Genomic DNA, 22,868 nt, shown 5'->3' with positions numbered 1-22,868 from the left:
GCCAGACTTCGTTTAAGTTTGTATGCTTAAGCGGAGTCTTTTTTCCTTTTTAAAAGGGAGAAAAAACGAGGGATTTACAATTGTGGAAAATCTCTGCAATTGCATCTAGATGTATTGTAATATAAAATAGTTGAACAGGAGTTTAATTTATTATGGAGGTGCTATGTCTAGTATGAATACGAATGAAAGAATCGTACCCCTCCTACCATTAAGAGGCGTTCTCGTATATCCAACGATGGTTCTGCATCTTGATGTAGGACGTGATAAATCGATACAAGCACTAGAGCAGGCGGCAATGGATGAAAATATCATCTTTTTAGCGATGCAAAAAGAAATGAATATCGATGATCCGAAAGAAGATGACATATATAGTGTAGGTACAGTGGCGAAAGTGAAGCAAATGTTAAAATTGCCGAACGGTACGCTTCGTGTCCTTGTAGAGGGTTTACATAGAGCTGAAGTAGTAGAGTTTATCGAAGAAGAGAATGTAGTGCAGGTTTCTATCAAAACGGTAACTGAAGAAGTGGAAGATGATCTAGAAGAGAAAGCTCTTATGCGTACATTACTGGAGCATTTCGAACAATATATTAAAGTTTCGAAAAAAGTTTCAAATGAAACATTTGCAACGGTAGCTGATGTGGAAGAGCCAGGAAGATTAGCTGATTTAATTGCTTCTCACTTGCCGATTAAAACGAAGCAGAAACAAGAAATCTTAGAGATTGTATCTGTGAAGGAACGATTACATACACTTATTTCAATTATTCAAGATGAACAAGAGTTACTTAGTTTAGAAAAGAAAATTGGACAAAAAGTGAAACGTTCAATGGAGCGCACGCAAAAAGAATATTTCTTACGTGAGCAAATGAAGGCGATTCAAACTGAACTTGGTGATAAAGAAGGTAAGGGCGGGGAAGTTGAAGAACTTCGTGAGAAAATTGAACAATCAGGAATGCCTGAAGAAACAATGAAGGCTGCACTGAAAGAATTAGACCGTTATGAAAAGTTACCAGCAAGTTCTGCGGAGAGCGGTGTTATTCGTAATTATATGGATTGGTTATTAGCACTTCCATGGACAGAAGCGACAGAAGATATGATTGATCTTGCTCATTCTGAAGAGATTTTGAACAAAGATCATTACGGTCTTGAGAAAGTGAAAGAGCGCGTACTCGAATATTTAGCTGTACAGAAGTTAACGAATTCATTAAAAGGACCTATCCTTTGCTTAGTAGGACCTCCTGGGGTCGGGAAAACTTCGTTAGCGCGTTCGATTGCAACATCATTAAATCGTAATTTTGTCCGTGTATCCCTTGGTGGTGTACGCGATGAATCGGAAATCCGTGGTCACCGTCGTACGTACGTTGGAGCGATGCCAGGACGCATTATTCAAGGTATGAAAAAGGCGAAAACAGTTAATCCAGTCTTTTTATTAGACGAGATTGATAAAATGTCTAACGACTTCCGTGGAGATCCATCAGCGGCATTACTTGAAGTGTTAGACCCAGAACAAAACCATAACTTCAGTGATCATTACATTGAAGAACCGTATGATCTATCGAAAGTTATGTTTGTAGCAACTGCGAATACACTTTCAAGTGTTCCAGGTCCGTTGCTTGACCGTATGGAAATTATTTCGATTGCTGGCTATACAGAACTTGAAAAAGTTCACATTGCCCGTGAACATTTATTGCCGAAACAATTAAAAGAGCATGGCTTACGAAAAGGTAATTTACAAGTACGTGATGAAGCACTTCTTGAAATTATTCGTTATTATACACGTGAGGCTGGTGTTCGTACACTAGAGCGTCAAATCGCAAAAGTTTGTCGTAAAGCAGCAAAAATTATCGTTACAGCAGAACGCAAGCGTATTGTAGTAACAGAGAAAAACATTGTTGATTTACTTGGTAAGCACATATTCCGTTATGGGCAAGCCGAAAAAACAGACCAAGTTGGTATGGCAACAGGGTTAGCGTATACAGCAGCGGGCGGTGATACACTTGCGATTGAAGTGTCTGTAGCGCCAGGTAAAGGGAAATTAATTTTAACGGGTAAACTTGGGGATGTTATGAAAGAATCCGCACAAGCAGCGTTTAGCTATATTCGTTCTCGTGCAGAAGAGCTTCAGATTGATCCGAATTTCCATGAGAAAAATGATATTCATATTCATGTTCCAGAAGGAGCAGTTCCAAAAGATGGACCGTCAGCAGGTATTACGATGGCAACGGCACTTATTTCTGCACTAACAGGTATTCCTGTAAGTAAAGAAGTGGGGATGACAGGTGAAATTACACTTCGTGGTCGTGTATTACCAATTGGTGGTTTAAAAGAAAAAACATTAAGTGCTCACCGCGCAGGCTTAACAAAAATTATTTTGCCAGCAGAAAACGAGAAAGATTTAGATGATATTCCAGAAAGCGTAAAAGAAAACCTTACGTTTGTGCTTGCATCTCATTTAGATGAAGTATTGGAGCACGCATTAGTAGGAGTGAAACAATGAAAGTAACAAAAGCAGATATTGTAATTAGTGCTGTTAAACCAGAACAATATCCAGACAGTGATTTACCAGAAATTGCATTAGCAGGTCGTTCAAATGTCGGGAAGTCTTCCTTTATTAATAAAATTTTAAATCGTAAAAAGTTAGTACGTATTTCTTCTAAACCAGGGAAAACGCAAACGTTGAACTTTTTCTTAATCAATGAGATGATGCATTTTGTTGACGTTCCAGGTTATGGATATGCGAAAGTATCTAAAACAGAGCGCGCAGCATGGGGCAAGATGATTGAGACTTACTTTACAACACGTGAGCAATTAGACGCAGCTGTATTAGTAGTTGATTTACGTCACCAACCAACAAATGATGACGTGATGATGTATGATTTCTTAAAGCATTATGAAATCCCAACAATTATTATTGCGACGAAAGCTGATAAAATTCCGAAAGGGAAATGGCAAAAGCATTTAAAAGTTGTAAAAGAAACGCTTGCTGTTGAAATTGGCGATGAAATCGTTCTATTCTCTTCTGAAACAGGACTTGGAAAAGAAGAAGCGTGGAAGGCAATTCATAGAATGACAAAAACAAAAAACGCGTGACGAATGTCGCGCGTTTTTTTTATTTACTAAATTTTTTTATCGTACGTGTAATATAACCTCAATATTACCTCTTGTTGCTTTCGAATAAGGACATACACCGTGAGCGGCTTCTACAAGTTCTTGTGCTTCGTCATGAGAGACGCCAGCAACATGTACATCAAGTACAGCAGATAGGCCGAAACCACCATCTGTATCTTTTCCGATAGAAACGTGAGCAGTTACTTCTGTACTTTCTACTTTCACACGTTTTGTACGAATGACAAGCTGTAATGCACTATCAAAACAAGCGGCATAACCAGCAGCAAATAGTTGTTCTGGATTCGTTGCCTCTCCGCCTGCACCACCTAGTGCTTTCGGCATTTTTACAGCAAGATTTAATATGCCATCATCTGAAATTACTTTTCCGTTTCTTCCACCTGTAGCAGTTACTGAAGCAGTATATAATTTATCCATGTTTATTCCCCTTTTCTATCATTAATTGTTTTCATTGTTTCAATTAGTTTATTTAATTGAATTAATAAAGAACGATATTCTTGTTCTGTAATTCCTAAATTTGTTGCCATTGTTGTCGGCAATGAACAAGCCTTTTCTTTTAAATCTTTACCTTGTTCTGTTAATTTAATACAAACTTTGCGCTCATCTTCTTTGGAACGAACGCGTTTTACAAGTGTTAATGATTCCATTCGTTTTAACATAGGTGTTAACGTACCGGAATCTAAAAATAGACGTTCTCCAATTTCTTTTACTGTTAGTCCATCTTGCTCCCATAGTACGAGTAAAGTAATGTACTGGGGATACGTAATACCCATCTCTTCTAAATATGGTCGATAAAAGCGGGTAACTTCTTTAGAACAGGCGTAAATAGAAAAACAAAGTTGGTTATCTAGATGTAAAGAATTCTCTGTCATACATAACTCCTTTCTAATTAAGTTGTGCACAATTTAATTTTGTAAAACCAATATAACGAAAAAGAAATACAATGTCAAATACATTGTATTGAGAAAGTTTGTGCTACAATTTGGAACAATCATACATATTTTCCTTCATGATGAAAGAAGATAGGAAAGATGATGTTATAATTCATATGGAATAGTTTCCATCACTTGATTATGAGGGCTTTTTTTGGTAACGTACAAATAGAGTTATTAATTTATAATCATTATAAAGTAGGAAGTCTTTATTAGTTTTACTGAATCTCCTTTATTACATACGGAGAATAAATAAAAAATAATCGGTTGTTCACACGATTGTCAGATTCATAAGAGGAAAGTTGTATTATGATAGTAGATAAAGTGATAAAACGGGTGAAGGGGGACATGCTGCGTGCATATTCTTGTTGTTAGTGTAAATTATCGAACAGCCCCTGTAGAATTTCGTGAGAAACTCACATTTCAGGCAGCAGAGCTAGAGCAAGCAATGGCTACATTACAAAATCAAAAGAGCGTGTTAGAGAATGTCATTGTATCAACTTGTAATCGCACTGAGATTTACGCTGTTGTCGATCAATTACACACGGGACGGTATTATATTAAGAAGTTTTTAGCTGATTGGTTTCAGCTTGAAATAGAAGAAGTCGCACCATATTTAACTATTTTTGAACAAGACGGTGCAATAGATCATTTATTCCGCGTGACGTGCGGTTTAGATTCTATGGTAGTTGGAGAAACACAGATTTTAGGCCAAATAAAAGATAGCTTTTTAGAAGCGCAACAAGTAAAAGCGACAGGCACAATTTTTAATGAGTTGTTTAAGCAGGTGGTTACGTTAGCGAAACGTGCGCACTCAGAAACGACGATTGGCGAAAGTGCGATGTCTGTTAGCTATGCTGCTGTTGAGCTTGGAAAGAAAATATTTGGTGAGTTAACAGATTGTCATGTGCTTATTCTTGGTGCTGGTAAGATGGGTGAACTGGCACTGCAAAACTTATATGGAAGTGGTGCTCGAAAAGTAACAGTCATGAATAGGACGTTTACGAAAGCGGAAGTAATGGCTGAGAAATATATGGGACATGCAAAGCCTTTAAGTGAATTGCAATGTGCATTATTAGAAGCAGATATTTTAATTAGTTCAACTGGTGCATCTGAATATGTCATTACGAAAGAGATGATGACAAAGGTAGAGAAAATGCGCTCTGGTCGTCCGTTATTTATGGTGGATATTGCAGTGCCACGTGATATTGATCCAGCGATTGATGAACTAGAAGGTTCTTTCTTATATGACATTGATGATTTGCAAGGAGTAGTGGAAGCAAATCGTGCTGAGCGTTTGAAAGAAGCAGAGAAAATTCAATTTATGATTGAAGAGGAAATTGTTTTATTTAAAACGTGGTTAAGTACACTTGGTGTTGTTCCGTTAATAGCAGCTCTTCGTGATAAGGCACTTGCTATCCAAAGTGAAACGATGGAAAGCTTGGAACGAAAAATACCGAATCTTAGTGATCGTGAGAGAAAAGTAATTAGTAAGCATACGAAAAGTATTATTAATCAATTATTGAAAGACCCAATTTTAGTAGCTAAAGAAATAGCTGCTGAAGAGGGAGCAGACGAAAAATTAGCGTTATTTGCAAAGATTTTTGACTTAGAAATGGAAGATGTAGAGAGTTGTGCGGAAGAAGTAGAACATAAAAGAGCGTGGACACCATCCGTTCCATCTTTATAATTTGGAAGGATGATCGGATGAGTTTTTTAAATAACAGTATTATTTATCATATTGCAATTATTTTATATGCTTGTAGCATTAGTTTATATTTTATAGATTATTTCCAAAGTAACCGAAAGGCGAACCGATTTGCTTTTTGGTTACTTTCAATTGTATGGGTTCTGCAGTCTATCTTTATGTTACTCAGGGCTACAGATTCAGAAACGAACCCTATATTAACTTTATTATCAGGGATTTATTTTTATGTTTGGCTATTGATTACGATGTCGTTAGTCATTAATCGGTTTATGAGAATTGACTTTTTAGTCTTTTTTACAAATGTTGTCGCATTTGGCGTAAGCGCTTTTTCTATTTTTACACCGCTCGGAAAGATGTCGCCGGTACTGGCAGAGCAATTAGTTTCAGAACTTGTATATGTACATGTCGGTATGGCTATTATTTCTTATGCAACTTTCACTGTATCGTTCATTTTTTCTATTATGTATTTATTGCAATATCGCCTATTAAAAAAGAAAAAATGGAATGCGAGATTAAGAAGGTTAGGGAATTTGCCGAAGTTAGAATCGATGTCTTACGGATTAAATTTATTTTCTGTTCCATTTTTCTTACTAGCTATTTTATTAGGATGCATATGGGGATATACGAAATTGGACAATTTCCATTGGTATGATACGAAAGTGATCGGGTCTTTTGTCGTTCTATTTGTATATTGTGCTGGCCTATATTTACGAGTGGCAGATGTGTTGCAAGGGAAGAAAATCGTGCAGTGGAACATCGGAGCATTTCTCGTAATGCTAATCAATATTTTTCTATTAAGCAGTTTATCCAACTTCCACTTTTGGTATTTATAATGAGGAGAGAGAATTATGCGCAAAATTATTGTAGGGTCACGAAAGAGTAAATTAGCATTAACGCAAACAAACTGGTTTATTAATCAGTTAAAAGCACTAGGTTTACCATATGAATTTGAAGTGAAAGAAATCGTCACAAAAGGTGATGTTATTTTAGATGTTACTCTTTCAAAAGTAGGCGGAAAAGGCTTGTTTGTTAAAGAGATTGAACATGCGTTACTGACGAAAGAAATTGATATGGCTGTACATAGTATGAAAGATATGCCGGCCGTACTTCCAGAAGGATTAATGATTGGTTGTACACCGAAGCGTGTTGACCCTCGTGATGCTTTTATCTCAAAAAGCGGAGCATCGTTTAAAGAGTTAGCAGAAGGCGCTATTTTAGGTACGAGTAGTTTAAGACGCAGTGCACAATTATTAGCTGCGAGACCAGATTTACAAGTGAAGTGGATTCGAGGAAATATCGATACACGTTTACGTAAATTACAAGAAGAAGATTACGATGCAATCATTTTAGCAACAGCTGGATTACAAAGAATGGGCTGGGATAATGAAGTTATTACAGAACATTTAGATGAGACGTTATGTGTACCTGCTGTAGGACAAGGTGCATTAGCGATTGAATGTCGTGAGGATGATAAGGATTTACTACAGTTGTTAGCGCATATGAATGATGCAGTAACAGAAAGAACAGTGGCGGCAGAACGAGTATTTCTTCATAAACTTGAAGGTGGCTGCCAAGTTCCAATCGCTGGATATGCAACTCTTACAGAAAATGATGCAATCGAATTAACAGCTCTTGTCGGTTCTATGGACGGTTCTATTTTATTGAAAGAGACAGTAGTAGGAACTAATCCAGAGGAAGTAGGATTAGAGGCTGCGGACCGTTTAATTAAACAAGGCGCCAAAGAACTCATTCTTGCTGCAAATAAGGGGCAACAATAAATATGAACGCTCTCGCTGGCAAAACGGTATTAATTACACGTGCCCAGCATCAAGCGAAACAAATGAGTGTAGCGGTGAAAGAAAAGAGCGGAATTCCATTGGAAATTCCGCTTTTGCGTATGGAAGGTATGTCTCATAGGCAAATTCAACATATAGCAGGGCAGCTGCATTCGTATGACTGGGTTATTTTTACGAGTAAAAATGGGGTAGCTTTTTTTCTAGATAGCTTGAGAAAGAAGCTACCCGCAAAGACTAAAATTGCTGCAGTAGGCGTGAAAACAAGGTTAGAGTTAGAAAAGCGGGGCTATCAAGTGGACTTCGTTCCAACTTCATTTGTTGCAGAAGTATTTGCAGAAGAGTTTGTAAAAAGACTAAGTGGAAACGAGTGCATTTTATTTCCGAAAGGGAATTTAGCAAGAGATGTAATTCCAGTTGCACTTCGCGAAATTGGTGTTTCTCTAGATGAGCTAATCGTATATGGTACGAAAGAGAATGTAGAGAAAAGGCAAGAGCTTATAGTAGCGTTAGAAGTAGGGAAAGTAGACATTATTACATTTACAAGCCCTTCAACTGTTACTAGTTTTGTTCGTTTACTTGAGGGTACAAACTGGAGAGAATGGACAAAAAACTGTACAATTGCTTGTATAGGGCCTATTACGGAAAAAGAGGCGATCCTTTATTTTCCACATGTTATTATGCCGAAAGAGTACACTGTAGAAGCATTACTACAATGCATTTGTGAATCTATAAAATAAAAGAATGGGGATAGAAATCTATGAACTCTTTACAATTTAATCGTCATCGTCGCTTAAGACAAAGCGGTAATATGCGTGCGCTTGTGCGTGAAACGTTTTTACATACGGAAGATTTTATTTACCCTATTTTTGTATTAGAAGGAGAAAATGTTCGTAATGAAGTGCCTTCTATGCCAGGCGTATATCAAATGTCTTTAGATTTATTGCAAGCTGAAATGCAAGAGGTTGTTGATTTAGGTATTCGTTCTGTTATTGTATTTGGTTTACCTGCTGAAAAAGATGAAGTTGGATCATCAGCATATTGTGATCATGGAATTGTGCAACGTGCAATTAAGCAAATTAAAGGTGAATTCCCTGAGCTAGTAGTAGTTGCAGATACATGTTTATGTCAATTCACAAGCCATGGTCATTGCGGTGTAATTGAAGATGGTATTATTTTAAATGACGAGTCTCTTGCAGTTCTTGCGAAAACAGCTGTAAGCCAAGCGAAAGCAGGAGCGGACATTATTGCGCCATCAAACATGATGGACGGATTCGTAACAGCAATTCGCCATGCATTAGATGAAAATGGTTTTGGACACGTACCAGTAATGTCGTACGCTGTGAAATATTCATCAGCATTTTACGGACCATTCCGTGATGCGGCGCACGGTGCCCCGCAATTTGGTGATCGTAAAACATATCAAATGGATCCAGCGAACCGTATGGAAGCATTCCGTGAAGCAGAATCAGATGTAATGGAAGGGGCAGATTTCTTAATTGTAAAGCCAGCTCTTTCTTACTTAGATATCGTTCGTGATGTGAAAAATAACTTTAATTTACCAGTCGTTGCATATAACGTAAGTGGTGAATATTCGATGATTAAAGCAGCAGCGCAAAATGGTTGGATTAATGAAAAAGAAGTTGTACTTGAAAAATTAATTAGCATGAAACGTGCAGGAGCAGATTTAATTATTACGTATCATGCAAAAGATGCAGCAAGATGGTTACAAGAAGGAGGCGCTAAATAATGAAAAAGTTTGATAAGTCGATTGCGGCGTTTGAAGAGGCACAAGATTTAATGCCTGGTGGCGTAAATAGCCCCGTTCGTGCTTTTAAGTCTGTCGGTATGAATCCGTTGTTTATGGAGCGCGGAAAAGGTTCTAAAGTATATGATATCGATGGAAATGAATACATCGATTACGTATTATCATGGGGTCCTTTAATTCATGGTCATGCGAACGATCGTGTTGTTGAAGCTTTAAAGTCTGTTGCTGAAAGAGGAACAAGCTTCGGTGCCCCAACGGAAATTGAGAATAAATTAGCGAAACTTGTTATTGAGCGCGTACCATCAATTGAGATTGTACGTATGGTTAACTCTGGAACAGAAGCGACAATGAGTGCGCTACGTTTAGCTCGTGGTTATACAGGCCGTAACAAAATTTTGAAATTCATCGGTTGTTACCACGGTCATGGTGATTCGTTATTAATTAAAGCGGGTTCTGGTGTGGCGACGCTAGGTTTACCAGATAGCCCTGGTGTACCAGAAGGTGTAGCGAAAAATACGATTACCGTAGCGTATAACGATTTAGATAGTGTGAAATACGCTTTCGAACAATTTGGTGATGATATTGCTTGTATAATTGTAGAACCAGTAGCAGGAAATATGGGTGTTGTTCCTCCGCAACCAGGATTTTTAGAAGGTCTTCGTGAAGTAACAGAGCAAAATGGTGCATTGCTTATTTTTGATGAAGTCATGACAGGATTCCGAGTTGCTTATAATTGCGGACAAGGTTATTACGGTGTAACACCTGATTTAACTTGTTTAGGTAAAGTAATCGGTGGTGGCTTACCAGTAGGAGCATACGGTGGTAAAGCAGAAATTATGCGCCAAGTTGCACCGAGCGGACCGATTTACCAAGCAGGTACTTTATCAGGTAACCCACTTGCAATGGCAGCAGGTTATGAAACGTTAGTACAGTTAACGCCAGAATCGTATGTAGAATTTGAGCGTAAAGCTGAAATGTTAGAAGCTGGATTACGTAAAGCGGCTGAAAAACATGGCATTCCGCATCATATTAACCGTGCGGGTTCTATGATTGGTATCTTCTTTACAGATGAACAAGTTGTTAATTACGATGCAGCAAAATCTTCAAACTTAGAATTCTTTGCGGCTTACTATCGTGAAATGGTAGAACAAGGTGTATTCTTGCCACCATCTCAATTCGAAGGTCTATTCTTATCGACAGCACATAGTGATGCAGATATTGAAGCGACGATTGCAGCGGCTGAAATTGCAATGTCAAAATTAAAAGCTTAATTGTTGAAAGAAAATCGCTCTCCATAAGGGGAGTGATTTTTTTTATTCATAAAGTCAGCTTTCCATACATAAATCTGTAATGACATATAGTTTGGGAGGGGGAAAAGAAGTGGCAACAGATCATTCATTACGTTTTTCATTAAAAGAATCTGTTTGGTTCCAAAAAGGACAGGAAGTCGAAGAACTTTTGTCAATTTCGTTAGATCCAGACGTTGAGATAGAAGAGCTTGATCATGAAGTTATCGTGAGAGGGCAATTAGATTTAACGGGAGAGTATGTTGCGCGGCAAGATGATTCGGCTTATTCATTAAGAGATCTATCGCCAGCGAAGTCAATTGATTATGTAGAAACAAGGGAAGATGGGGTTAATGAACTTGTTCATTCCTTTCCGCTTGAAATATCAATTCCGAGAAACCGTGTGAAAGTAATTGAAGAACTATATGTATCTATTGAGGAATTTGATTATGAATTAAAGGAAAATGGTTGCTTACAATTATTAGCGGATATATCTATCACTGGTTTATGTGATGAAGAAAGAATCGAGGATGAAGAGGAAGAAACAGCGTATGCTGAGTTAGAGGCTGATTCAGCACAAGAGGATGAAAATAGACCTGCGCCGCACGTAGAAGAACCAGTCTATAAGGAATCAGATGAGTGGGAAGATTACGCATTTGAACCGTTCCAACTAGAGGAAAGAAAAGAGCAGGAAGTAGAGGAAGAGGAAATAGAAGAACATGAATTTGTAGAGCGTGAAGAGGAGAAAGAATCAACGCCACAATTTGAATTGTTCGGACGAAAAGATTTCAAGAAAGAAAAAGCGAAAAAACAAGAAGAGCAAGAAGAAGAAACGTATTCACAGCGAGATGAAAACGCACTTTATTTAACGAAAATATTTACGAAAGAACCGGAAGAAGAATTTACAAAATTAAGAATGTATTTCGTGCAAGAAGGGGATACAATCGAATCTGTTGCAGACCGTTATGAAACGTCTGTACAAAACTTATATCGTGTCAATCAAACAGAAGATATATATTTAACTGCGGGACAAATTATTTATATTCCTGTTTCAAGGGCAAAAGCGAAATAAGTGAGTGTTTTCACTCGCTTATTTTCCTAAAGGCTATGTTTTGAATAGAAAGGGTTATTCGTATGGATATTGAATTACGAAATCGCTATGAACCCATTGTAAGGCAATACAGATTGGATACACAGCATATGGAAGAGCACGGAAGTGTAACGAAAATTTACACGAATCAAGGTCCGTATGCGCTCAAGAAAATAGAAGACGGGAAGTTAGAGCGGAATAACTTTTTGCACCATATTCAATATTTGAAGGAGAACGGTTTTTCAAATTATGTACCTATATACCATGCGACGGATGGAAGTTATATTTTAAGTGACGGGAAGTATAATTATTATTTAATGCCTTGGTTAGAACGTGCGGAAGGCAACGGCGAGGATAATGATCAATACCATAAAATGTTTCAAACTCTCGGGACGTTACATCAAAAAACGATGAAAGAAGAAACGTATACAGAAGAAGATTTAGAAAAACATTATACAAATATATCCGATCGCTGGGAGAATGATGGTGAGATGTTAGAAGAGTTTCTCATAGAATCTGAAGCGAAGTGGTATATGTCTCCGTTTGAATTGCAATATTGTACGTACTATCATCATGTAATGAGGGCTCGTGAGTTTGCAACGAAGCAATTAACTGAGTGGAACGATGCGATGAAGGAAAAAGAAAAAACACGTATTACTTTTGTGCATGGTAACGTATCGCTTAATCATTTCTTATTTGATTATGAACGGAATGGCTATTTTATTAGTTTAGAAAAATCGAAGTTTGCAACACCAGTGCAAGATATAGTTGGTTTTTATTCTCGGTCTTTAAACACGTATCCAATTGCGCGAAGTGATCGGTTTGAATGGTATCAAATGTACCAAAAAAATTTCCCTTTTACGAAAGAAGAGCAACTACTCATGTTTGCGTATATGACGTATCCATCGCAATTTATTCGGCAAATCCAGTCTTATAAGAAAAGAAGAGAGAGTCGCAATGAGGAAAATGAACTTCTCGGAGTAAAGAGCTTACAACAATCGCATTGGCTCGTTAGCAATATAGAATATTTCCTTTCGCAATTACAAGCTGCCCAGCAAGGGAACGGATAAAGTGAAACTTTAATTAGTGGGGGATCTTACTGCCCGCAAATAGCGGGATAAAGAAGATAAGTAGAGGATGCTACTTATCTTCTTTTTTTGCCCAAAAAGCCGTAGTATTAAATTTATCTTGACGAATAGGGTTTCGTTTTTTACACTATTGTATATAATAATTAACAATCATATAAATGCCTTGAAGGGGAAGAGTATAACAAGAAACGTCTTCAGAGAGGAGAATCATTAGCTGGGAGATTCTCTAGATAGTTATGTTAGAAGGTAGCCCTGGAGCATCTTTTCTGAACGGAATAGTTCTCATTAGGAAAAGACGGATTTGTCCGTTATCAAATTAAGAGTATAAGCAAATTTCTGAATTTGTTTGTAAATAAAGGTGGTACCGCGATGTCCCTCGTCCTTTTTGGATGAGGGGCATTTTTTATTTTAAGGAGGGAAAATAATGTCAAACACGGAAAAGAATTTACCAACTAAATATGATCATATGTCCGTTGAAGAAGGCCTTTATCAATGGTGGCTTGAAGGCAAATATTTCGAAGCAACAGGAGATGAGAAGAAACAACCGTACACAATTGTAATTCCACCTCCGAACGTAACTGGTAAGTTACACTTAGGTCATGCTTGGGATACAACTCTTCAAGATATTTTAACTCGTACGAAGCGTATGCAAGGTTACGATGTATTATGGCTTCCAGGAATGGACCATGCAGGTATCGCAACACAAGCGAAAGTAGAAGGGAAACTTCGTGAAGAAGGTATTTCACGTTACGATCTTGGCCGTGAGAAATTCCTTGAAAAAGCTTGGGAATGGAAAGAGGAATACGCGTCTCACATTCGTCAACAATGGGGGAAAGTTGGTTTAGGACTAGACTATTCTCGTGAACGTTTCACATTAGACGAAGGTTTATCTGATGCGGTTAATAAAGTATTCGTTCAATTATACGAAAAAGGCTTGATTTACCGCGGTGAATATATTATCAACTGGGACCCAGCAACACGCACAGCTCTTTCTGATATTGAAGTAATTCATAAAGAAGTTCAAGGTGCATTCTACCATATGAACTATCCGTTAACAGATGGCTCTGGTCATATTCGTCTTGCGACTACTCGTCCAGAAACGATGCTTGGTGATACAGCAGTAGCAGTTCATCCAGAAGACGATCGTTACAAGCATTTAATCGGGAAAACAGTTACACTTCCAATCGTAGGCCGTGAGATTCCAATTATTGCTGATGAGTACGTAGAAAAAGATTTCGGAACAGGCGTTGTAAAAATTACACCAGCTCATGACCCGAATGACTTTGAAGTAGGTAACCGTCATGACTTACCACGTATCTTAGTAATGAACGAAGATGGATCAATGAACGAAAAAGCTGGTAAGTATAACGGTATGGATCGTTTCGAATGCCGTAAAGCGTTAGTGAAGGACTTACAAGAAGCGGGCGTATTAGTAGAAATCGAGCCTCATATGCATTCAGTAGGTCATAGTGAGCGTAGTGGTGCAGTTGTTGAGCCTTACTTATCAACACAATGGTTCGTAAAAATGGCTCCACTTGCTGAGAAGGCAGTAGAGCTTCAACAAAAAGAAGAAGAGAAAGTAACGTTCGTACCAGAACGTTTTGAAAACACATACTTACGCTGGATGGAAAACGTTCACGACTGGTGTATTTCTCGTCAATTATGGTGGGGACACCGTATTCCAGCTTGGTATCATAAAGAAACTGGTGAAGTATACGTAGGTACAGATGCACCAGCAGATATTGAAAACTGGAATCAAGATAACGACGTACTTGATACATGGTTCAGTTCAGCGTTATGGCCGTTCTCAACACTTGGCTGGCCGGATGAAGATTCAGCAGACTTTAAACGTTATTATTCAACAGATGCATTAGTAACGGGTTATGACATCATCTTCTTCTGGGTATCTCGTATGATTTTCCAAGGTTTAGAGTTTACTGGTGAGCGTCCATTTAAAGATGTATTAATTCACGGTTTAGTTCGTGATGAGCAAGGACGTAAAATGAGTAAATCTCTTGGTAACGGTATTGATCCAATGGATGTTATCGAGAAGTACGGTGCAGATGCAATGCGCTATTTCTTATCAACAGGAAGTGCACCAGGTCAAGATTTACGTTTCAGTATGGAAAAAGTAGAGTCTACTTGGAACTTCATTAATAAAATTTGGAACGCATCACGTTTCGTATTAATGAACATGGATGATATGAAGTATGAAGAAATCGATTTAACTGGTGAAAAATCAGTTGCGGATAAGTGGATTTTAACTCGCTTAAACGAAACAATCGAAAGCGTAACGCGTAACATGGATAAATATGAGTTCGGTGAAGCTGGTCGTTCATTATACAACTTCATTTGGGACGATTTCTGTGACTGGTACATTGAAATGGCGAAACTTCCACTATACGGTGAAGATGAAGCAGCTAAGAAAACAACTCGTTCTATTTTAGCTTACGTATTAGACCAAACAATGCGTCTATTACACCCATTCATGCCATTCGTAACAGAGAAGATTTGGCAACATTTACCGCATGAAGGCGAATCTATTACAGTAGCAGCGTGGCCAACAGTTCGCGAAGATTTACAAGATACAGAAGCTGCGGCAGAAATGCACCTTCTAGTTGATATCATTCGCTCTGTTCGTAACATCCGTGCAGAAGTTAATACGCCGATGAGCAAAAAAGTTCAAATGCAAATTAAAGCAAAAGATGAGGCTGTACTTGCTCAACTTACAAAAAACAGCTCTTACATTGAGCGTTTCTGTAACCCAAGCGAATTAATAATTCAAACGGATTTACAAGCACCAGAAAAAGCAATGACTGCAATCGTATCAGGTGCAGAGTTATTCTTACCGTTAGCTGATCTTATCAATCTTGATGAAGAGAGAGCACGTCTTGAGAAAGAATTTGAGAAGTTCGACAAAGAAGTAGAACGTGTACAGAAGAAACTTTCAAACCAAGGTTTCGTAGCGAAAGCTCCTGCAGCAGTTATTGACGGAGAGCGTGCGAAAGAGCAAGACTACCTAGAAAAACGTGAAGCAGTTCGCCAACGTCTAGCAGATCTTGAAAAGTAAAATGTTTTTTAGAGGCTCACTATATTGGTGAGTCTCTTTTCTTTGCGTATAATAGGAGTATGAAGGTTGTCTTTTGAAAGGGGAAAGCATACGTGATACATACATACGAAGAAGCGATAGGGTGGATTCATAGCCGATTGAAGTTTGGTATTAAACCAGGATTAGAAAGAATGAGATGGATGCTAGAAGAGCTCGGAAATCCAGAGCGTCACATAAAATGTGTTCATCTTGCTGGTACAAATGGAAAAGGTTCAACGTTAACATATATGCGCTACATGTTAGAAGATGCAAAATATAAGGTAGGAACATTTACCTCTCCTTATATTGAAACATTTAACGAACGTATTAGTGTGAACGGGACACCAATTGCAGATGAAGAGATTACTGAACTTGTAAAGATGGTAAAGCCAGTCGTTGAAAAACTAGATGAGACGGATTTAGGGGAAGCGACTGAGTTTGAAATTATTACTGTTATGGCAATTTGTTATTTCGGTAAAGTTAATTTCTGTGATGTTGTTTTATTTGAAACAGGGCTTGGAGGGCGCTTTGATTCTACGAATGTTATTCATCCTGTTCTTACGATTATTACAAATATTGGCCACGATCATATGCATATTTTAGGGAACACACTAGGAGAAATTGCATATGAAAAGGCGGGGATTATTAAGTCTGGTGTTCCAGTTATTACTGGTGTACGAGATGAGGAAGCATTGCAAGTCATTCAAAAAGTTGCAAAGGAAAATCATGCAAACTTATACGAGATGGGCAAGCATTTTACAGCGTTACCTAAACAGTCTGGCGAAGATGGAGAACAGTTCGATTTCACTTGTCCTTTCGCCACCTTTGAAGATGTGCGAATCTCAATGAAAGGTGTTCACCAAGTAGGAAACGCAGCACTTGCACTTATGGCAGTCATGTATGTCAAAACATACTTATCATTTTTAATTGAGGAAGAAGAAATAAAAACTGGATTACAGGAAGCGTATTGGATTGGGCGATTTGAAAAACTGCAAAACAATCCAGATATTATTATAGATGGTGCCCATAACCCAGAAGGTATCGAAAGTCTTGTGAAAACAGTAGAATCACATTACAAAAATAAAAATGTAATAGTTTTATTTACTGCCCTAGGTGATAAACAATTGCATAATATGGTAGATCAATTAGAAACCATTGCCGATGAAATTATTTTTACAACATTCGCCTTTGATCGTGCTATTTCTGCTGACAAGCTTGCATCGTATGCAAAGAAAGAGTCAAAACTAGTTTTTGAAAATTGGAAAGAGGCAATTGATACGAAGGTTGAAATGATTGGAGAAAATGATGTTTTTATCATAACAGGTTCTCTTTATTTCATTTCGGAAGTTCGAAAATATATTCGCGAGAAAAACTAGATAGTCTTTGCTATCTAGTTTTTCTGTTCTACAAATGAAGTCAAATGCATACATATAAGATAAATATATAGGGTTATTTGGCGAATTCCTCTGACAAATATCTCGTTTTTTTGTGAAATGAATATGATATGATGCGGACAACGATAAGAGGTGAGGTGTGAGTGTATGGACAAGCAATCACGAACGATCTCAGTGAAAGTGAATGGAACAGAAGCGAAGTATGAGGAGAAGAAGAAAGATGAATTTGAATGGATGGTAGTAGAAAGTGAAAGACCGAAAAACGTTGTTCCGTTTCAAAAAGCGAAATTGGTGTCTAAGGAAAAAAAACGAAAGAAGTGGAGCAATACGTTAATTGCAATCGTTGCAACTGCGATTGTTATTGGTACGGCGTTTGGGATGGGAATGCTACAGTTACTTAAAGGACAAGGTGCGACAGGCGGAAGCGAAGTAACAGCTTCGAAGCAGATGCGAAATGAAGAATCAAAGGTGGGTGGAACGGCAGAACAAACACCGGCACCAAAAGAGGAAAAACAAAAAGCACAGACAGGAACGTCATTAGATCCAATGAAATTATTTTTTGTGCAAGGAGGGATTTATTCTTCCGAAGAAAAGGGACAGGCCGCTCTTGAAGAGTGGAAAGGTAATGGGGGCGTTGCAGCTTTAAAACCGAGCGGTGATAAGTATGCATTAGTTGTTGGTATTGCTAGCGATGAACAAGGTATAAATCAATTAATGACGCAGTATAAAAATGATAATGTCTCCGTATTGAAAAAGAACTGGGATATAACAGATAAAGCGTTACTTAAAGATGATAAAGAAGTTGGGGCATTTTTAACAAAAGTACAGCCATTATATACTCATTTAGCAAAATATGCTTCCAGCGTACAAGCTAGTGGAAAAAGTAATGCAAAAGATATAGGTGCGATTGAAAAAGAGTGGAGAGCAATTGAAAAAGAAGGAAAAAGTATGAAGCAGGAAGAAGCAAAGAAATTGTATATGTATACGTCAGTAGCTGTGCAAACAGTGAAGGATGGAAAAGGTGATAAGGAATCTTTGACGAAATTAAATCGAGTTATTATTGATGGTATACTTTCATATGAAAAAATTGTTTCCCAAAAGGTGAAATAATAGGATAATGAAATGACGAAGAAAGAAGTATAGGTACTTCTTTCTTTTCTTTTGAATTTAGAGCAAAGTGCTTTCTCTAAGGCAGGAATATAATCGTATTTTAGTAAAAAGTATTATTTTATTTAGAGAAAATAATATTTCTTTCATTTGTGGACAAACTATTCCTTTGATACGATTGATGTAAATGATTCTGCTTCATGTGAGAAAGGAAGGAGAAAATATGAGAAAAATTATTTTAGCATCAGGGTCACCTCGCAGGAAGGAACTGCTTGAGTTAGCGGATGTACCATTTGAAATCATTGTAAGTGAAGTAGAAGAGACGATTGGTGCGTACTCATCACCTTCTGATATCGTTATGTCCCTCGCCCTGCAAAAAGCATCTGCGGTAGCAGAAACGAATAGTGATTACATTGTGTTAGGTGCAGACACAATTGTTACATATGAATCGCGTATTCTTGGAAAGCCTTCTAATGAGGCTGAGGCGAAAGAAATGTTGCAATTATTATCAGGGAAAACACATGAAGTGTATACTGGTGTTGCAATTATAGCAAAAGACAAAACAGTCACTTTTTACGAGCGTACAGAAGTTACGTTTTGGGAATTAACAGAAGAGGAAATTGACGTATATGTTGCATCAAAAGAACCTCTTGATAAAGCAGGAAGTTATGGAATTCAAGGTAAAGGATCTATTTTTGTTCAACATATTCAAGGGGACTACTATAGTGTAGTCGGGTTGCCAATTTCACGTCTTGTTCGGGAATTAAAACAATTTAACGAATTCCCCCGAAAGAATTCTCCTTCCTCAAGCGTGTAAAGGGCGTAGCCCAACGATAGGTGGGAGATGAATTTCGGTTTGGCGTAGCCAAAAGGATTTGCCTGTTATTTTCACCTCCGATATAATCAGTCTTATAAAGGGTAAAGGTTGGTATATCAATGAAGTTAGATGGCAATAATCATTCAGTGTTCTTGTTGTATTATCACCTTGTATTGGTCGTGAAATACAGAAGAAATGTATTTGATGATGATATGTCGGACTATGCAAAAGACATGTTTGTCCGATTATCTGAAAACTATAACATCACATTAGTTGAATGGAATCATGATGTAGACTATGTACATATCTTATTCAAGGCACATCCGAATACAGAAATGACAAAGTTCATTAATGCTTATAAAAGTGCAAGTTCTCGACTAATCAAGAGAGACTTTCCCCATGTGAGAAAGAAACTTTGGAAAGAAATGTTTTGGTCAAGAAGCTTTTGCTTGATTACTACGGGTGGTTCACCGAAAGATGTAGTAAAGAAATATATTGAAAATCAAGGAAAAAGTGAGGTGTAGGAAATGTTAAATCATACAAATATCGTGTCTATCCAAATAAAGAACAACAAATGTTTTTCTCAAAAACATTTGGATGTGTTCGATTTGTATACAACAAGATGCTTGCAGATAGAATCAAATCTTATCAAGAATCACAGGATAAACTTGATAAATCTGTTAAATATCCTACGCCTGCACAATATAAGGCTGAATTTCCATTCCTAAAGGAAGTGGATAGTCTTGCGTTGGCGAATGCTCAAATGAATTTGAATAAAGCATACGCTAACTTTTTCCGTGATAAATCTGTTGGATTCCCGAAATTCAAAAGTAAGAAAGATAACCATCGTAGTTATACAACAAATAACCAAAAAGGCACGGTTTACATTGAGAGTGGTTATATCAAGCTGCCAAAACTAAAGACCTTGGTAAAGATTAAACAACACAGACAATTCTTTGGATTAATTAAGTCTACTACAGTGTCTCAAACACCTACTGGTAAATACTTTGTATCGATTTTAGTAGAAGAAAATGAGCAATTGTTTCCTAAAGTTGATACAAAAGTTGGTATTGATGTTGGGCTAAAAGACTTTGCAATATTGTCTAATGGCAAGAAATATGAGAACCCTAAATGGTTGAGAAAAGCCGAAAGAAGATTAGCTCTTCTGCAGCGCTCTTTGTCGCGTAAAAAGAAAGGTTCAAACAATAGAAACAAGGCTAGGTTACAAGTTGCAAGACTTCATGAGAAGATTGCGAATCAACGCAATGATTTTCTTCACAAGATAAGCAATGAAATCACAAACGAAAACCAAGTAATTGTGATTGAGGACTTGAAAGTGAAGAACATGCAAAAGAATCACAAATTAGCAAAAGCAATCAGTGAAGTATCTTGAGCTAAATTCAGAGAGCACCTTGACTATAAAGCAATATGGAAAGGTCGCGATTTGATAATCGCACCTAAGAATTATGCAAGTAGTCAATTGTGTTCTTGCTGTGGTTATAAAAATAAGGAAGTCAAGAATCTAAGCCTTAGAGAGTGGACTTGCCCTGAATGCAATAGCCATCATGATAGAGATGTAAACGCTAGTATAAACTTACTAAAATTAGCCATGTAATTGGTATTTTCTTTAGGGGTAGGTACTACCCTTATAGCTTGGTAAATATAGATAGCTAATAAAAGTATCTACTTCCCAAGAAGCTCCCACTTCAAACAGTCCGTAAGGACGTTAAGTGGTGAGTAGTTCACTATTGATGTAACCCATGCGTAAAATTGCATGGGATTTTCTTTGAGAGAACAAATAAAAGGGGTGGAGAAATGAACGGTATTCGTGATGTTGTCAAAGAAGAACAGCCACGGGAGCGTTTATTGTTAGAAGGAGCTGGAAGTTTATCGAATCGGGAGCTTCTTGCTGTGTTACTTAGAACAGGTTCTAAAGAAGAAACAGTTTTAAAGTTATCAGATAAAATTTTACATCACTTTGATGGTTTACGTATGTTGAAAGATGCAACGTTAGAAGAGCTTGTCAGTATACATGGTGTTGGGATTGCAAAGGCAGCCCAGCTTATAGCTGCTTTTGAACTTGGTAGAAGAATGGTACGTTTAGAATATCAAAATAGATACAGCATTCGAAGCCCAGAAGATTGTGCGAGATATATGATGGAAGAAATGCGCTTCCTGCAGCAGGAGCATTTTGTATGTTTATATTTGAACACAAAAAATCAAGTTATACATAGGCAAACGATTTTTATTGGAAGTTTAAACACATCAATTGTACATCCAAGAGAAGTTTTTAAAGAAGCGTTCCGCCGCGCAGCAGCCTCTATCATATGTCTTCATAACCACCCTTCAGGAGACCCCACGCCGAGCCGAGAGGATATTGAAGTAACGAAACGCTTAGTAGAATGCGGCCAGATTATAGGAATTGAAGTGCTTGACCATATTATAATAGGTGACCATAAATTCGTGAGTTTAAAGGAAAAAGGTCATATTTAAGACTATGCTTTTTACTTATTTTGTTTTATAATGTGATTTATGAGTTTTTTGTAGAAATTTATCTACAAGAAGGATAAAGATATAAAAAACGTACTGTTTTTATAATATAAAGTAAGAAAAAATGAGTCCGTGAAAACAAGAAAGGAAGATAAATAATATGTTTGGATTTGGTGGCTTTACTCGCGATCTTGGAATAGATTTAGGAACTGCGAACACGCTTGTATATGTAAAAGGAAAAGGTGTAGTTTTACGTGAACCTTCAGTAGTAGCGTTACAAACTGATACGAAACAAATCGTTGCTGTAGGTAGCGATGCAAAACAAATGATTGGTCGTACACCAGGAAACGTTGTGGCACTTCGCCCGATGAAAGACGGTGTAATTGCTGATTACGAAACGACAGCAACAATGATGAAATATTACATTCAACAAGCTCAAAAATCAAATGGATTCTTCTCACGTAAGCCTTACGTAATGGTATGTGTACCGTCTGGTATTACAGCTGTAGAAAGACGTGCAGTAATCGATGCGACTCGTCAAGCGGGTGCTCGTGATGCTTATCCAATCGAAGAACCATTTGCAGCAGCAATTGGTGCGAACTTACCTGTTTGGGAACCAACTGGTAGTATGGTTGTTGATATCGGTGGCGGTACAACAGAAGTTGCAATCATTTCTTTAGGTGGTATTGTAACAAGTCAATCAGTTCGTGTTGCGGGTGATGATATGGACGATTCAATCATTCAGTACATCAAGAAAAGCTATAACTTAATGATTGGTGAAAGAACGGCTGAAGCATTAAAATTAGAAATCGGTTCTGCAGGCGAGCCAGAAGGTATCGAGCCTATGGAAATTCGCGGTCGTGATTTAGTAAGTGGTTTACCAAAAACAGTACTAATTCAGCCAGAAGAAATTGCAGATGCATTAAAAGATACAGTAGATGCAATTGTAGAGTCTGTTAAAAATACGTTAGAGAAAACTCCACCTGAATTAGCGGCAGACATTATGGACCGTGGTATCGTATTAACAGGTGGCGGAGCATTACTACGTAACTTAGATAAAGTGATTAGTGAAGAAACAAATATGCCAGTTCTTGTTGCAGAAGACCCATTAGATTGCGTAGCAATTGGAACGGGTAAAGCATTAGACAATATCGATCTTTTCAAAACTGCTGCTCGATAATATT

General features: G+C 37.6%; 19 protein-coding genes, 1 pseudogene and 1 other annotated feature. Of the genes and pseudogenes, 18 read left to right on the top strand and 2 right to left on the bottom strand.

Annotated elements, in window-relative coordinates; genetic code table 11:
- The first annotated feature begins 163 nt into the window (after window positions 1-163).
- Together lon and ysxC are read left to right on the top strand one after the other, a co-directional pair.
- Window positions 164-2,494, top strand: coding sequence for an endopeptidase La (lon, locus tag JDS82_RS12860; RefSeq protein ID WP_000097312.1), 2,331 nt, complete (start codon window positions 164-166; stop codon window positions 2,492-2,494).
- Window positions 2,491-3,087: a ribosome biogenesis GTP-binding protein YsxC gene (gene ysxC, locus JDS82_RS12855; protein ID WP_000869124.1), complete on the top strand. Its 597-nt coding sequence runs from the start codon at window positions 2,491-2,493 to the stop codon at window positions 3,085-3,087. Before lon ends, ysxC begins: the two co-directional genes overlap by 4 nt.
- Before the next feature lie 36 nt (window positions 3,088-3,123).
- Here the strand turns inward: ysxC and JDS82_RS12850 are convergent, their stop codons facing one another.
- Together JDS82_RS12850 and JDS82_RS12845 are read right to left on the bottom strand one after the other, a co-directional pair.
- Window positions 3,124-3,540: an organic hydroperoxide resistance protein gene (locus JDS82_RS12850; protein ID WP_199713422.1), complete on the bottom strand. Its 417-nt coding sequence runs from the start codon at window positions 3,538-3,540 to the stop codon at window positions 3,124-3,126.
- A 2-nt stretch (window positions 3,541-3,542) separates the two neighbouring features.
- Entirely contained in the window at window positions 3,543-3,995 is a 453-nt protein-coding gene (locus JDS82_RS12845) for a MarR family winged helix-turn-helix transcriptional regulator (RefSeq protein WP_000138545.1), read from the bottom strand.
- Window positions 3,996-4,410: 415 nt separating this feature from the next.
- Between JDS82_RS12845 and hemA the strand changes: the two genes are divergently transcribed.
- The 16 genes and pseudogenes from hemA to mreB all read left to right on the top strand — a co-directional run bounded on the left by hemA (window position 4,411) and on the right by mreB (window position 22,864).
- Complete coding sequence (gene hemA, locus JDS82_RS12840) at window positions 4,411-5,745, top strand: glutamyl-tRNA reductase (protein ID WP_075312516.1); 1,335 nt, start codon at window positions 4,411-4,413, stop codon at window positions 5,743-5,745.
- Between the two features lie 17 nt (window positions 5,746-5,762).
- Window positions 5,763-6,596 (top strand): cytochrome c biogenesis protein, encoded by an 834-nt coding sequence (locus JDS82_RS12835; RefSeq protein ID WP_000008998.1) that lies wholly within the window; start codon window positions 5,763-5,765, stop codon window positions 6,594-6,596.
- Between the two features lie 15 nt (window positions 6,597-6,611).
- Window positions 6,612-7,541, top strand: coding sequence for a hydroxymethylbilane synthase (hemC, locus tag JDS82_RS12830; RefSeq protein ID WP_199713421.1), 930 nt, complete (start codon window positions 6,612-6,614; stop codon window positions 7,539-7,541).
- Between the two features lie 2 nt (window positions 7,542-7,543).
- Window positions 7,544-8,296: a uroporphyrinogen-III synthase gene (hemD, locus tag JDS82_RS12825; RefSeq protein WP_000992333.1), complete on the top strand. Its 753-nt coding sequence runs from the start codon at window positions 7,544-7,546 to the stop codon at window positions 8,294-8,296.
- Window positions 8,297-8,316: 20 nt separating this feature from the next.
- Window positions 8,317-9,306: a porphobilinogen synthase gene (gene hemB, locus JDS82_RS12820; protein ID WP_001087076.1), complete on the top strand. Its 990-nt coding sequence runs from the start codon at window positions 8,317-8,319 to the stop codon at window positions 9,304-9,306.
- Window positions 9,306-10,595, top strand: a complete 1,290-nt coding sequence (gene hemL, locus JDS82_RS12815) for a glutamate-1-semialdehyde 2,1-aminomutase (protein ID WP_000712935.1) — start codon at window positions 9,306-9,308, stop codon at window positions 10,593-10,595. The genes hemB and hemL overlap by 1 nt, the downstream gene beginning before the upstream one ends.
- Window positions 10,596-10,704: 109 nt before the next feature.
- Complete coding sequence (gene spoVID, locus JDS82_RS12810; protein ID WP_000179735.1) at window positions 10,705-11,682, top strand: stage VI sporulation protein D; 978 nt, start codon at window positions 10,705-10,707, stop codon at window positions 11,680-11,682.
- 62 nt (window positions 11,683-11,744) lie between these two features.
- Window positions 11,745-12,770, top strand: coding sequence for a spore coat protein YsxE (gene ysxE / locus JDS82_RS12805; protein WP_199713420.1), 1,026 nt, complete (start codon window positions 11,745-11,747; stop codon window positions 12,768-12,770).
- Between the two features lie 172 nt (window positions 12,771-12,942).
- Window positions 12,943-13,175: a binding site (T-box leader), on the top strand.
- A gap of 37 nt (window positions 13,176-13,212) precedes the next feature.
- Complete coding sequence (locus JDS82_RS12800) at window positions 13,213-15,858, top strand: valine--tRNA ligase (protein WP_199713419.1); 2,646 nt, start codon at window positions 13,213-13,215, stop codon at window positions 15,856-15,858.
- Between the two features lie 92 nt (window positions 15,859-15,950).
- Entirely contained in the window at window positions 15,951-17,252 is a 1,302-nt protein-coding gene (locus JDS82_RS12795; protein WP_087985326.1) for a bifunctional folylpolyglutamate synthase/dihydrofolate synthase, read from the top strand.
- Between the two features lie 165 nt (window positions 17,253-17,417).
- A complete protein-coding gene (locus tag JDS82_RS12790; RefSeq protein WP_199713418.1) occupies window positions 17,418-18,380 on the top strand; it encodes a stage II sporulation protein B in 963 nt (320 codons plus the stop codon).
- 220 nt (window positions 18,381-18,600) lie between these two features.
- Window positions 18,601-19,194 carry a Maf family protein gene (locus JDS82_RS12785; RefSeq protein ID WP_088059778.1) on the top strand — a complete coding sequence of 198 codons (594 nt, stop codon included), beginning with the start codon at window positions 18,601-18,603 and terminating at the stop codon, window positions 19,192-19,194.
- A 119-nt stretch (window positions 19,195-19,313) separates the two neighbouring features.
- Entirely contained in the window at window positions 19,314-19,718 is a 405-nt protein-coding gene (gene tnpA, locus JDS82_RS12780) for an IS200/IS605 family transposase (protein ID WP_048562210.1), read from the top strand.
- A gap of 8 nt (window positions 19,719-19,726) precedes the next feature.
- A pseudogene (gene tnpB, locus JDS82_RS12775) lies at window positions 19,727-20,809 on the top strand (IS200/IS605 family element RNA-guided endonuclease TnpB); the annotation flags it as partial.
- A gap of 200 nt (window positions 20,810-21,009) precedes the next feature.
- On the top strand, window positions 21,010-21,687 hold the full coding sequence (radC, locus tag JDS82_RS12770) for a DNA repair protein RadC (RefSeq protein ID WP_001013378.1): 678 nt from the start codon (window positions 21,010-21,012) through the stop codon (window positions 21,685-21,687).
- Window positions 21,688-21,844: 157 nt separating this feature from the next.
- A complete protein-coding gene (gene mreB / locus JDS82_RS12765) occupies window positions 21,845-22,864 on the top strand; it encodes a cell shape-determining protein MreB (protein WP_000466737.1) in 1,020 nt (339 codons plus the stop codon).
- The last annotated feature ends 4 nt before the right edge of the window (window positions 22,865-22,868 follow it).

The sequence above is a fragment of the Bacillus cereus group sp. N14 genome (assembly GCF_016483555.1).
Lineage (GTDB): Bacteria > Bacillota > Bacilli > Bacillales > Bacillaceae_G > Bacillus_A > Bacillus_A wiedmannii.
This window is presented reverse-complemented; position numbering and strand designations above follow the sequence as displayed.